Genomic DNA, 14,105 nt, shown 5'->3' on the forward strand with positions numbered 1-14,105 from the left:
CGATCGGGGCGGCGCCGTCGCGGCCGAGCGCGTCTGCTGACGCGGATCGACGATCTGCGCCTTCAGCGCGTCGAGCAGCACCGGCGTCGCGTGCCACACCGGCAGGCCGTTGCGGATCGTCATGGCCGCGTTTCGCAACGCGGACTCTGCATGCGCGATCGTCGCCACACCGAGAGGTTCGCGCGCCCGATCGCAACAGCCGTATCCGTATTCACAAAAACACACGTGCCATACGTCGCCGTCGCAGACTAGCCTCGTAGCCGGTCACGCCGACGGCGCGGCCGGTCTCGCATTCCGCGGCGGCCGACCGTTCCGGGAAACACGGCGCGTCGGCGCGGAAGCGACGTGCAGACAGGACGTATCCGGCCGATCCGTGACCGCACCGGACGTCGAGCCAGGCACGGCCTCGCACGAATCGAACACGGATCGTCTCACCGTAACGGCAACCCGCGCCCCGGGGAGGATCGCGCGGTCTCGTCCGATGGATACCGCTTCATCGCAGAACGTTCGACGGTCGAACGGCGCTTCGTCGCGCCTGCCGGCTACGCCGGACGCGATGTTCCACCCGGCGACGTCCGTCGCCGGCACCCTCATGTCGCGCCGACCGAACCGGGGGCGTGCGCGGCCCTGCAATCCGTACCAACGACGGAGCAAAGTTCAGATGCGTACACGTTTATTTTTGAGTATCTGCGTTGCGTTGTCTTTTTCCGCACAGGCGGCCGACGAGCGCTGCACGGTGTCGTTCGACGCCGCGCAGATGGACGTCTGTACGGGCAAGGTCTCGGTCGCGCATCCGGCGCTCGAGCCGCTGGCGAACCTCAAGGGACTCGCCGACTCCCCGCTGCGCCTGATCAAGTTCGCCGGTCCGATCACCGATGCCGACCGCGCGATAGTCGAGGCGAGCGGCGCCCAGATTCTCGGCTACGCGCCGGACTACGCGTACATCGTGCGCCTCGATCCGCGCAGCGCGAAGCCGGTGCGCTGGTCGCCGCGCGTCGTCTGGACCGGCCCGTTCCTGCCGGCGTTCAAGGTCGACATCAATATCGCCAACGAACTGACGCACGGCACGCTCGTGCGCGAAGGCGGCATCGAGGAGCTCGCGATCAGCCTGCATCCGAGTGCGAGCCGCGCGGCGCTGGAGCAGCGCGTCAACGCGGCGCCCGGCCTGAGCGCCGTACGCACCGTCACCGCGGGCGGCGACACGCGTCTGCTCGCGCGCTTCGACGCCAAGCAGTTGGCGACGTCCGTTGCCGCGCTCGCGGCCGATCCCGATGTCGCGGCGATCGGTTTCCAGTGGAAGGCGCGGCTCCTGAACTCGCAAGCCGGCTGGCTGCACCAGAGCAACGTGTCGAGCCCGTCGCCGCTGCGTCCGCTGTTTGACCGTGGTCTCTACGGCTGCGGCCAGACGGTCGGCGTCCTGGACAGCGGTCTGCACATTGCGCATTGCTCGTTCAACGACGCCACGCAGCCGCCGCCGGTGAGCGCCTGCAAGTCGGGTGCGAGCTGCCCGCCCGTCGCCGCGCCGAACAACAGCGCTCGCAAGGTCACCGCCTACTACAAGTGGTCGGACCTCGCGGGCACGGCGCCGGCCGACAATCACGGCCACGGCACGCACGTCGCAGGCTCGATCGCGGGCCAGAACCCGGCCAACGCGGTGGACTGCGCGAACTTCACCACGCCGGGCGGCAACACCGATCTCGACGGCACGGCGCCGGGCGCGAAGATCGTCATGCAGGAATCGGGCGCCAACCTCGCCTACCTCAACAGCCACGGCGGCAACCCGTACCACGCGGCCGACATGGCGTACACGAACGGCGCGCGCCTGCACAGCAATTCGTGGGGCGAGGGCTGTGTCAATTCTTGGGGCATGTGCGTCTCCAGTTGCTCCGTGACGTACGACGCACAGGCCCGCGCCGCCGACAGCGTCGCGCGCGATCGCGACGACCTCGTCGTACTGTATGCCGCGGGCAACGATGCGACCGCCTGCTCGAACGGCAACAACGTCGGCAGCCCCGGCAACGCGAAGAACGTCATCACCGTCGGCGCGACGCTGCGCGGCGCGTCGGCCAACGGCATGGCGAGCTTCTCCTCGCGCGGCCCGACCAACGACAGCCGCACCAAGCCCGACGTGACGGCGCAGGGCGACAACATCGTGTCGGCGGACCGCAACGCCTGCGGCACGCTGTCGATGAGCGGCACGTCGATGGCCACGCCGACGGCGGCCGGCCTCGCCGCGCTCGTGCGCGACTACCTCGCGCGCGGCTTCTACCCGACCGGCCAGAAAGTGGCCGCGAACGCGATCGCCAATCCGTCCGGCGCGCTGATCAAGGCGATCCTGATTTCCGGCGCGAGCACGATGACCGGCACCGGTGCGAGCACATCGCCGGGGCAGTCGCAGGGCTGGGGTCGTATACACCTGGACAATTCGCTGTACTTCAACGGCGACGCGAGCCGGCTGTACATCCACGACGCACCGACGGGTCTCGCGACCGGCGGCGTCGACACGCACACGATCACGGTCGTCGCGGGCCAGCCACTCAACATTGCGTTGACCTGGACCGACGTCGCCGCCGCGATCGGTGCGAACCCGGCGCTCGTCAATGCACTGCGCCTCGAAGTGGTCGCGCCCAACGGCGACGTGTGGACGCAGAAGCTGCCGTCCGGCGTCAACGTCAACAACGCCAATCCGACGCAGAGCATCACGACGACGAACTACGACAACCGCAACAACGTGCACCGCATCAGCTTCGCCAATCCGACGGCGGGCACGTACACGGCGCGCGTCGTCGGCATCAACGTGCCGACAGGCCCGCAGAAGTACGGCCTCGCGGCGACCGGCAACTTCACCGTCGGCGGCGCGAACGGCTTCACGCTCGCCGCTTCGCCGTCGACCGTCAACGTCTGCGCCGGTTCCAACGCGAGCTTTACGATCGGCGCGGAACGGTCCGGCACATTCGCGAGCCCCGTGGCCCTGTCGGTGGCCGGCGTACCCGGTTCGGCGACGCGCACGTTCTCGCCCGCATCGGTCGTTCCGGCCAGTCCCGCGGCCAACAGCACGCTGACGATCGGCAACACCGCCGGCGTCGCCAGCGGCAGCTACAGCCTCGTCGTCACCGGCACGTCCACTTCGCCGGCCATGACCCGGACCGCGGGCGCGACGCTCAACGTCACCTCGGGCGTCACCGCGGCGGGCAGCCTCTCCGCACCGGCGAACGGCGCGACGGGCCAGTCGACGACACCGGCGCTCTCGTGGGCGGCGATCTCGGGCGCGAGCTCGTACCGCGTGCAGATCGCGACCGACGCCGCGTTCACCAACCTCGTCGTCAACCAGACCGTCACCGGCACGTCGTTCACGCCGTCCACCGCGCTCGCCAACAACACGCCGTACTTCTGGCGCGTCAACGGCATCAACGGCTGCGGTGAAGGCGCGAAGTCGGATGCGTTCGGTTTCACGACGGTCCCGGTCGCGGCGAACTTCTGCCGGACGCCGAACCTCGCGATTCCCGACAACAACACCACGGGCGCGACCGACAGCCAGACCGTTGGCGCGGCCGGCACGCTGAGCAATCTGCGCCTGTCGTTCAACGTCACCCACACGTACATGGGCGATCTGACGCTGATCCTGACGAAGGGCACGACGTCGGTGACGCTGCTGCAGCGGCCGGGCAACGCGTCGAACAGCGGCACGTCCGGCTGCGGCGGCGACAACGCGAACGTCATCGCCGACAATGCCGCGACGCAGACGCTCGAAAGCAACTGCACCAATGCCACGCCGGCCTACACCACGGGCGCGAGCTACAAGCCGAACAACCCGTTCACGCCGTTCGTCGGCCAGTCGCTCGCCGGCACGTGGAGCCTGCGCGCGATCGACAGCGCGGGTTCGGACGTCGGCACGCTCGTGCAGTGGTGCCTGCTGCCGACGCTGTAACGCGAAACGCGCCATCGCCGCGGGTCGATGACCGAAGCGGGCTCCGCAAGGAGCCCGCTTTTTTTGCGGCGAACGCCCGGCCGGCACGCGCCCGTTACTTTTAAAACGTTCCAAAAAGTTTTCTTCCGCCCGGCCTCTTTCCGCGGACAACACAGAAACATCTTCGATACCTCTACGGTGCATACGGTCACATTCCGCACCGCATTGCCGAGGCATGCTACGGCGGTCGACCCAGCCGGAACTCAATACGGTTAAGTATTGAGGCGCAGCGTGAGCTCCGTCCGCGCGCTTTCCCGAGTGTCAACAAGTCGCATCCGTACGGCGGGCAGACCGCCGGCGGATCGCACCATACGCTGACACGCCCGGCGACCTGGGGAGGATCGCACGGCGACGATGGCGTCCCGTCCGGCCGTGCGCGGCAAGCGCAGGCATTCGATCGGTTGCGGGACCGACGACGAGATCGCTTTCATCGCAGAACACGCTTCGGACGCTGTGCGCCGTCATCGGATCGACGTCCGCCGCGCCCGACGCGCCGTTGTGCGATGACCCACGCCCGCGGCTTTCGCCGCCGGCAAAACCAGCGCCGCGACGACCGACCGGGGGTTCGGCGCGCGGCGGAGCAGTCCACCAGCGAGGGAGACACTCCAGTGCGTACACGCTTGTTCCTGAGTATCGGTCTTGCATTGTCCTTTTCCGCCCATGCGTCGGACGAACGCTGCATGGTCACGTTCGACGCCGCCCAGATGGACGTCTGCAGCGGCAAGGTATCGGTCGCCCATCCGGCCCTCGAGCCCCTGGCCGACATCAAGGGACTGAAGAACACGTCGCTGCGGCTGATCAAGTTCGCAGGTCCGATCACCGACGCCGACCGAGCCGCGGTCGAAGCCAGCGGCGCGACGATCCTCGGCTACGCGCCCGACTACGCGTACATCGTCCGCATGGATCCGGGCGGCTCGTCCGCCCGCATGCCGCCCGGCGTCGTCTGGAGCGGTCCGTTCCTGCCGGCGTTCAAGATCGACCTGAACATCGCCAACGAACTGCAGAACGGCAACATCGTGCGCGAAGGCGGCCTCGAGGAGCTGGTGATCAGCCTGCATCCGAGCGCCAGCCGCGCCGCGATCGAGGCGGCGGTCAACGCAACGCCCGGCCTCACCTACACCGGCATGATCACCGCCGGCGAAGACGTGCGCCTGACCGCGCGCTTCGACCGCGCCCAGCTCGCGACGTCGATCGCGCAGCTTGCCGCCGATCCGAACATCGCCGCGATCGGCTTCCGCTGGCCGATGCGCCTCGTCAACTCGCAGGCCGACTGGCTGCACCAGAGCAACGTGTCGAGCCCGTCGCCGCTGCGCCCCGTGTTCGACCGCGGCATCTACGGCTGCGGACAGATCGTCGGCGAACTCGACACCGGCATCCACATGGCGCACTGCTCGTTCAACGACGCCGCGCAGCCGCCGCCGGTCGTCAACTGCACGTCGGGCGCGAGCTGCGCGCCGATCGCCTCGCCGAACAACGCCGCGCGCAAGGTGATCGCGTACTACAAATGGTCGGGCCTGACCGGCACGACGCCGACCGACAACCACGGCCACGGCACGCACGTCGCAGGTTCGATCGCCGGCCAGAACCCGGCCAACGCGGTCGACTGCACGAACTTCACCACACCGGGCGGCAACACCGATCTCGACGGCACGGCGCCGGGCGCGAAGATCGTCATGCAGGAATCCGGCGGCAACCTCGCCTACCTCAACAGCCACGGCGGCAACCCGTACCACGCGGCCGACACGGCGTACACGAACGGCGCGCGCCTGCACAGCAATTCGTGGGGCGGCGGCTGTACCGACCAGTTCGGCGCGTGCATCTCCGGCTGCTCGGTGACCTACGACGCGCAGGCCCGCGACGCCGACAACGTCACGCGCACCCGCAACGATCTCGTGCTGCTGTTCGCCGCCGGCAACGATGCGACCGCCTGCTCGAACGGCAACAACGTCGGCAGCCCCGGCAACGCGAAGAACGTCATCACCGTCGGCGCGACGCTGCGCGGCACGTCGGCCAACGGCATGGCGAGCTTCTCCTCGCGCGGCCCGACCAACGACAGCCGCACCAAGCCCGACATCAGCGCGCAGGGCAACGGCATCATCTCCGCGGCGCGCAACGCCTGCGGCACGTTGTCGATGAGCGGCACGTCGATGGCCACGCCGACGGCGGCCGGCCTCGCCGCGCTCGTGCGCGACTACCTCGCGCGCGGCTTCTACCCGACCGGCCAGAAGGTGGCCGCGAACGCGATCACCAACCCGTCCGGCGCGCTGATCAAGGCGATCCTGATTTCCGGCGCGAGCACGATGACCGGCACCGGTGCGAGCACATCGCCGGGGCAGTCGCAGGGCTGGGGTCGTATACACCTGGACAATTCGCTGTACTTCAACGGCGACGCGAGCCGGCTGTACATCCACGACGCGCCGACGGGCCTCGCCACCGGCGGCGTCGACACGCACACGATCACGGTCGTCGCGGGCCAGCCGCTCAACATCACGCTGGCGTGGACCGACGCGCCCGCGGCGGTGAACGCGAACCCGGCGCTGGTCAACACGCTGCGCCTGGAAGTGGTCGCGCCCAACGGCGACGTGTGGACGCAGAAGCTGCCGTCCGGCGTCAACGTCAACAACGCCAATCCGACGCAGAGCATCACGACGACGAACTACGACAACCGCAACAACGTGCACCGCATCAGCTTCGCCAATCCGACGGCGGGCACGTATACGGCGCGCGTCGTCGGCATCAACGTGCCGACAGGCCCGCAGAAGTACGGCCTCGCGGCGACCGGCAACTTCACGGTCGGCGGCACAAACGGCTTCACGCTCGCCGCTTCGCCGTCGACGGTCAGCGTCTGCGCCGGTTCCAACGCGAGCTACAACATCGGCGTGCAGAGCGTCGGTACGTTCACGAGCCCGGTCGCGCTGTCGATCACCGGCGTGCCGAGCCCGGCCACGAGCGGCTTCTCGCCGGCGTCGGTCGTGCCGGCCAATCCCGCCGCGAACAGCGCGCTGACGATCGGCAACACCGCCGGCGTCGCCAGCGGCAGCTACAGCCTCGTCGTCACCGGCACGTCCACCTCGCCGGCCATGACCCAGACCGCGGGCGCAACGCTCAACGTCACCTCGGGCGTCACCGCGGCAGGCAGCCTCTCCGCACCGGCGAACGGCGCGACGGGCCAGTCGACGACGCCGGCGCTCTCGTGGGCGGCGATCTCCGGCGCGAGTTCGTATCGCGTGCAGATCGCGACCGACGCCGCGTTCACCAACCTCGTCGTCAACCAGACCGTCACCGGCACGTCGTTCACGCCGTCGACCGCGCTCGCCAACAACACGCAGTACTTCTGGCGCGTCAACGGCATCAACGGCTGCGGCGAAGGTCCGGCCTCGAGCGCCTTCAGCTTCACCACGGCCCCGGTCGTCGCGAACTTCTGCCGCACGCCGAATCTCGCGATTCCGGATGCGAACGCGACCGGCGTGACCGACAGCCAAGTCGTCGCCACCACCGGCACGCTGACCAACCTGCGCCTGTCGTTCAACATCACCCACACGTACATGGGCGATCTGACGCTGATCCTGACCAAGGGCGCCACGTCGGTGACGCTGCTGCAGCGGCCGGGCAACGCGTCCAACAGCGGCAGCACGGGCTGCAGCGGCAACAACGGCAACGTCATCGTCGACAATGCAGCGACGCTGACGCTCGAAAGCAACTGCGGCAGCGGCACGCCGGCCTACACCACCGGTGCGAGCTATCGGCCGAACAATCCGTTCACGCCGTTCGTCGGGCAGTCGCTCAACGGCACGTGGAGCCTGCGCGCGGTCGACAGCGTCGGCTCCGACGTCGGTTCGCTCGTGCAGTGGTGCCTCTTGCCGACGCTATAAATCTCGTGCGACACGCTTGACCACGACGGGCCTCGCAGGAGGCCCGTCGTTTTTTTATGCCAGCGGCTGACCGAAATAGAGCGTGTGGCCCTGGTCGTCCTTGACGACGATCTCGCGCGTCGACCAGTCGGTGTCGTGCACGTCCTTGACGAGCGGCACGCCGTTCGCCTTCAGGCGCGCGGCGAGGGCCGCGACGTCGTCGGTTCTGAAATACAAGTGGAAATGTCCGCCTTCGTCGACATCGTCGATCGACGGATCGCGTTCGTCCGCGTGCTTCAAGTGGAACGCCTGCTCGCCCGAGCACAGGCCCGCGTAGAAATCGCGGTAGCGAAATTCCAGCGTCAAGCCGAGTTGCTTCGTATAGAAGTCGATCGACGCGTCGAGGTCGGTCGTGCGCAGTTGCGCGACGATGCGCGAAATCGTCATGGCGCTCTCCTGTGGAGATTCCGGCGCAGCATAGTCCCGCGGCCGTCGTTCGTCGCGTGCGCGCGCCGCCGGGTTGCGGCGCGGCGGCACTCGCCGCCGCGCCGCCGCGGGTCAGTCGCCCGCGATCTCCATGCCGTTGCGGAAAATCGCGTCGGACGGACCGATGCCGACGCCGCGCAACACGGCGGTCGCAGGTCCGGTCACCGCGTCGCTCGCGATCGTCACCGACGTTTCGGCCGCGCCGACGGCCACCGGGTCAAACGCGTATTCGACGACGCACGACTGACCCGGCGCGAGCGCGAACGGCGCCGCCGGGCAGGTGCGGCCGAACTCGGCGAAAGGCGCGGCCGGCGTGCCGATCGCGCCGACGTTGACCGCGGTCGTGCCGCTGCTCGAAAGCGTCATGCGGCGCACGGCGCGACGCCCGGTCGCGACGCCGCCGAAGTCGAGCGCCGGCACGGCCGCGAGGTTCGGCCCGTTCGCCGTGACGTTGAGCGTCACCGGCACGACGACGAGCGGATCGGTCGCATTGCTCGCGACGCAGACGTTCGCCGTGTAGTCGCCGGCGGCAAGGCCCGTGGCGTTGAGCGCGAGCGTCGACACCTGCGCCGCGCCCGGCTGCACCGAGCCCGACGCCGGCGACGCCGAGAGCCACGCCGGGCGCGCGCAGTCGACCGGCGCGCCGGGCGTCGTGCCGGTCACCGACAGCACGAGCTGCATGTTCTCGAACCCGATGTCCGCGAGGTCGGCCGGGTCGACCGAGCCGCACGCGCTCGCCGCGATGTACGACGGCGCGGTCTGGCCGTCGGTGTTCGTGCCGAAGAAGAACGCGCCGCCGGCGTCGCCGAGGTCGGGCACCGCGATTTCGACGACGAGCGTCGCATCGGGCGCCACGCTCGCGGTTATCGGCACGTCGACGAGCGTGCCCGTCTGCGGATCGAGCGTGACGGTCGCGGTGCCGATCAGCGAGAGGTTCGTGTAGACGAGCGAAGTGCCGCTCAATGTGTAGAGGTTTACCGTGACCGGCGTCGACACCGTGAGATTCTCGACGCCGAACGTCGCGTGCGTGACCGACAGCGTGTCCGCGATCCCGAAATCGGCGAGCGTGAACGTGCGCAGGTACTGGTTCGCGTTGGTGAAGCCGGTCGTGTTGTCGGCGCAGGCGATCGAATTGCCTTCGAGAATGTCGTTCGACGCCGAGTGCGTGAGCGTGTGCGCGACCGGCGAGACGCCGCGCGCGACGGGTACGCGGCGCGCGCCGTGGCCGTTGGAGCGCACGAAGCGCGCGATGTCGACGTCGGACGCGGGGCCTGCGGCGACCGCGGTCTTCGTCGCGCCGAGCACGCGCCGCACGCCACCCTGCGCGGGCGCTTCGGTCAGCTGCCATTGCAGCGTGCCGCTGGCCCCGCTGTGGCGGATCGTCAGCGGAAGGCTCGTCGTGCCGCCCTGCGGCAGCGACGCGTCGATGCTGCCCGGCTCGACCGCGATCTGCGGCGGCGGCGGGACGCCGTTGCCGGCGAGCGCGACGAATGCGACGCCGGCGCTGCCCGGCGCGACGAGCCGCGCCGCGTGCGCGCGCACGTCGGCCGGATGGAACGTCACGTCGGCCGCGCAGCGCGCGCCCGATTCGAGGCGCTGGCCCGAGCACGTGTCGTTCGCGATCGCGAAGCTCGCGGCGTCGGCGTCGATCAGCACGAGCTGCCCCGAGAAGAGATCCGCCGTGCCGACGTTGCTGACAGTAAGCCGGCGCGCGGCCGATGCCGTGCCGGTCGCAACGTCGCCGAAATCGAACGCGCTCGCCGACACGGCGAGCTGCGCGACGCCGAGCGACAGCGCGTACGCCTTGCCGAGTTCCATGTCCTTGCCGACCGTCGCGCGCGGCGAGCCGGCGATCGCGAGCGTGCCGTCGAGCGCGACGGCGGCGCCGAACGCGTCGCCCTGCGCCGCGTCGAACGCGCTGATGCGCGTCGACGGCGACCACGCGCCGCTGCGCGAGAACGCGAACACGGCGCCGCGGTCGAGGTCGACGCCGTTGATCGAACCCGCGCCCGGCGCGCCGATCGCGGCGTTGTCGCCCGACAACGCGACGCTCGTGCCGAACGCGTCGCCGGCTTCGCCGCCGGTCGCGACGAGCTTGGCGGTCTGCGTCCACGTCGCGCCGACGCGCACGAACGCGTAGGCCGCGCCCTGGTCGGCCGCGCCGTCGACATCGGCCGCGCGCGCGCCGACGAGCGCCGTGTCGCCGGCAAACGCCAGCGCGTAGCCGAACTCGTCGCCGAAGCCGGCGTCGGCGGCGGCGAGCTTCGCCTGCTCGGTCCACGTGCCGCCGCCGCGCACGAACACGTACGCCGCGCCGGCGAACGGCATGCCGTTCCCGCTCGCCTGCTGCGCGCCGGCGACGATCGTGTCGCCGTCGATCGCGACCGCGCGGCCGAGGTTGTGGAACGCCGCGCCGTCGCTCGCGATCAGCTTCGCTTCCTGGCTCCACGCCGCGCCGTTCTTCGCGTACACGTAGACCGCGCCCTGCACGTTCTCTTTGCCGACGAACGTCGACGGCGCGCCGACCGCGATGCGATCGCCGGCGAGCGCGACGGCCAGGCCGAAGTCGCTGAAGCCTTCGCCGTCGCTCGCGGACAGCTTGGCGGACTGCGTCCACGTCGTGCCGCTGCGCGTGTAGACGTAGACCGCGCCGCTCGACGACACGGCGCCGTCGGCGCTCGCCGCGCCGACGACGATCGTATCGCCGGCAATCGCCAGCGCGCGGGCGTAGTTCGAGAACGGCTTCGGATCGGCGGCCGACAGCCGCGCCTGCAGCGTCCAGACGCCGTTGGCACGCACATAGACGTTGGCGACGCCCGCGCCGTCGACCGCGCCGACGTCGGCATACGACGAGGCGACCACCGCGGTGTCGCCGTCGACCGCGACGGCGCTGCCCCACGCTTCCCACGCCTGCGCGTTCGTCACCGGCAGCGGCGACTGCGCCGGCGCGGGCGTGCCGGCCGTGACGGCGCCGGCGCACAGCGCCAGCGCGAGAAGGAATCCCGTCGGCGCAAGGCGCCGACACATCGAACGAATACCCACGTTACCTCCCGGATTTCTTATGGATGCCGCCCGGTCAAGGACGGCGGACGAATCGGCGCGACCCGTCGTCGGCGCGTCATCGGCGCGTAACGCGCAGGAAACGAAAAATTCTGGTCATCGCGCGCGGCGCGGTAGGATCGCCAGTCCGCCGTCCCCGCAAGACCATGCCGAACGCACCGCCGACCGAAGCCGATGCCGAGCGCTACCGCCGCGCGAAAGCGATCGCGTTCGCGCTGCTCGATGTCGATGCGCGCGAGCGCGACGCGGCCCTCGCCGCGGCCTGCGGCGGCGACGCCGCGCTCGCCGACGAGGTGCGCTGGCTCGTCGCGGCGGGCGAAGACGCGTCCGCCGACGCGCTGCCGCCGCTCGGCGACCTCGCGCGGCTCGCGGCGCCCTTGCCGCGCGACTACCGCGTGATCCGGCGCATCGGCGACGGCGGCATGGGCGTCGTGTACCTCGCCGAGCGCGTCGACGGCGATCTGCGGCAGCGCGTGGCGCTCAAGCTCCTGCGCGCGAGCGCGCCGGACGACGCCGACGCGCACCGGCGCTTCGCGAGCGAGCGGCGCATCCTGTCGGCGCTCGCGCACCCGAACATCGCACGGCTCGTCGACGGCGGCGTAACCGAACACGGCCTGCCGTTTCTCGCGATGGAATACGTCGAAGGCGAGCCGATCGACGCGTGGTGCGCGCGCCACGCACCGTCGCTGCGCGCGCGCGTCGCGCTCGTCGTCAAGGTGTGCGCCGCGGTCGACTACGCGCACGGACAGCTCGTGATCCATCGCGACATCAAGCCGTCGAACGTGCTGGTCGGCGCCGACGGCGAACCGAAGCTGCTCGACTTCGGCATCGCGCGGCTCGTCGACGGCGACGCGGACGCCGCGCGCACGCGCACCGACCGGCGCCTGCTGACGCCGGCCTACGCGAGCCCCGAGCAGATCGACGGCGCGCGCCTGACGCGCGCGAGCGACGTCTGGTCGCTCGGCGTCGTGCTGTACGAACTCGTCGCCGGCGTGCGTCCGTTCGCGCACCTGGAAACGACGCACCTCCTGCCCGGCGCGATCGTCTCGGGCGAGGTGCCGCCGCCGAGCCGGCGCGCGAAGACCGCGCGCGTGCCGCGCCGCGTGCCGGCCGACGTCGACGCGATCGTCATGAAGGCGCTGCGGCGCGAACCGGCGCAGCGCTACGCGTCGGCCGCCGAGCTCGCGGACGACCTGCGGCGGTTCCTTGCCGCGCGGCCGGTGCGCGCGCGGCGCGGGCACGTCGCGTATCGCGTGCAGCGGCTCGTCGCGCGGCGGCGCTGGTGGTTCGCCGCGGCGCTCGCGCTCGGCGCGGGCATCGGCGCGGTCGTCGTGGACCGCGTCGCGCAGCACGAGCGCGTCGCGCTCGAACGCGACCGCGCGCAAGCGGTCGTGGGCTTCCTCGACGAACTGTTCGAGAACACCGATGCCCTGCACCGGCGCGGCGACGACGTCACGGTGCGGCAGATGCTCGACCTCGGCGCGGCGAACCTCGCGGCGAACGCGGGCGTCGCGCCGGCACAGCGCGCGCCGCTGCAATTCGCGATCGGCCGCGCCTACAACGCGCTCGGCCGGCACGACGACGCGGCGCCCCTGCTCGAACGCGCGCGCGACGCGCTCGCCGCCGCGGACGCGCCGCCGGCACAGATCGCCCCGGTCGAACTCGCGCTCGCCGCCGCGTACAGTGGCAGTCGGCGCCTCGGAGACGCGGTCGCGGCCGACGAGCGCGCGCTCGCGCAACTCGCGCGCATGCCCGCCCCGGCTGACGACGACGTCGACCAGGCGCGCATCCGCGTGCTGCATAACCGCGCCGTGCTGTTGTCGCGACCGCTCGCGCAGGTTCGCACCGAACTCGACGCGATCGATGCATCGCTCGCCGCGCGCCGGGCACCGGCCGCGCTGAAGATCGCCGCGCTGCGCGCGCGCACGATGGCCTGCGGCGCCGACGCGGCCTGCGCGCTCGCCGCGGCCGAACGCGCGCTCTCGCTCGCGCGCGGCGCCTACGCGGCCGACGATCCGCGCGTCTTGCCGGTGCGCTACGCGTACGTCTCGGCGTTGCAGGAACGCGAGCCCGAACGCGCCGCGGAACTCCTGCCCGCGCTCGTCGCCGACTACGAGCGGCGCTACGGCGACAGCGCGATCTTCGCGTCGCTGCTGGCGAACCACGCGGGCACGCTCGTCCGGATCGGCCGCGCGCGCGAAGCGGCCGGCCTGTTCGAGCGCGCGGTCGCGATGACGCGCGCGACGAGCGGCGAGGACAGCGATCTGTACCGCTGGGCCGTCGCCAACCGGGCGAGCGCCGTGCTCGCGCTCGGCGACCCCGCGCTTGCGATCGCGCTCGTCGAATCGGTGTTGCCGGGCCTCGTCGAAAGCGCGCAGGCCGGCGGATCGAGCGAAGCGCAGGTGTTTGCCGCATCGGCGCGCGACACGCTGGCCGACGCGGCTCTCGCCCGCGGCGACGCGGCGCGCGCCGAGCGCGAGCTCGCCGCGGCGGCGCAGGGGCTCGCGCAGGTCGACGCCGACGCGTACCCGGCGATGCACGCGCAGGCGCTGGCGAAGCTCGCCGACGTTCAGATCCGGCGAGGGCGCATCGATGACGCGCGCGACACGCTCGCGCGGCTCGACGCGGCGCTCGCGGGACGCGAGGGCGCGGCGTTCGACGCGCCTCGCGCACAGGCGCAGGCGTTGCGCGTGCGCGTCGGCGAAGCCCGCGATCGCCAAGCCGCGGCGCCTGCGAGGTGA

At 70.9% G+C, this 14,105-nt stretch carries 5 protein-coding genes; 3 read left to right on the forward strand and 2 right to left on the reverse strand.

All coding sequences use genetic code 11. From position 1 onward, the window contains the following. Positions 1 to 697 precede the first annotated feature (697 nt). Entirely contained in the window at positions 698 to 3,928 is a 3,231-nt protein-coding gene (locus tag OD750_RS20495) for a S8 family serine peptidase (RefSeq protein WP_263540831.1), read from the forward strand. A 719-nt stretch (positions 3,929 to 4,647) separates the two neighbouring features. Further along, a complete protein-coding gene (locus OD750_RS20500) occupies positions 4,648 to 7,839 on the forward strand; it encodes a S8 family serine peptidase (RefSeq protein WP_263540830.1) in 3,192 nt (1,063 codons plus the stop codon). 54 nt (positions 7,840 to 7,893) lie between these two features. Here the strand turns inward: OD750_RS20500 and OD750_RS20505 are convergent, their stop codons facing one another. Next, on the reverse strand, positions 7,894 to 8,265 hold the full coding sequence (locus tag OD750_RS20505; RefSeq protein ID WP_263540829.1) for a VOC family protein: 372 nt from the start codon (positions 8,263 to 8,265) through the stop codon (positions 7,894 to 7,896). Between the two features lie 111 nt (positions 8,266 to 8,376). After that, on the reverse strand, positions 8,377 to 11,346 hold the full coding sequence (locus tag OD750_RS20510; protein ID WP_263540828.1) for a choice-of-anchor D domain-containing protein: 2,970 nt from the start codon (positions 11,344 to 11,346) through the stop codon (positions 8,377 to 8,379). Between the two features lie 164 nt (positions 11,347 to 11,510). Between OD750_RS20510 and OD750_RS20515 the strand changes: the two genes are divergently transcribed. Continuing rightward, positions 11,511 to 14,105 carry a serine/threonine-protein kinase gene (locus OD750_RS20515; protein ID WP_263540827.1) on the forward strand — a complete coding sequence of 865 codons (2,595 nt, stop codon included), beginning with the start codon at positions 11,511 to 11,513 and terminating at the stop codon, positions 14,103 to 14,105.

It is taken from the genome of Tahibacter soli, from assembly GCF_025717065.2.
Taxonomy (GTDB): domain Bacteria; phylum Pseudomonadota; class Gammaproteobacteria; order Xanthomonadales; family Rhodanobacteraceae; genus Tahibacter; species Tahibacter soli.

Excerpts from the sequence above, each read along its gene's own strand:
- OD750_RS20500 (WP_263540830.1), top strand. The coding sequence starts at position 4,648 with ATGGTCACGTTCGACGCCGCCCAGATGGACGTCTGCAGCGGCAAGGTA.
- OD750_RS20505 (WP_263540829.1), bottom strand. The coding sequence starts at position 8,265 with ATGACGATTTCGCGCATCGTCGCGCAACTGCGCACGACCGACCTCGAC.
- OD750_RS20515 (WP_263540827.1), top strand. The coding sequence starts at position 11,511 with ATGCCGAACGCACCGCCGACCGAAGCCGATGCCGAGCGCTACCGCCGC.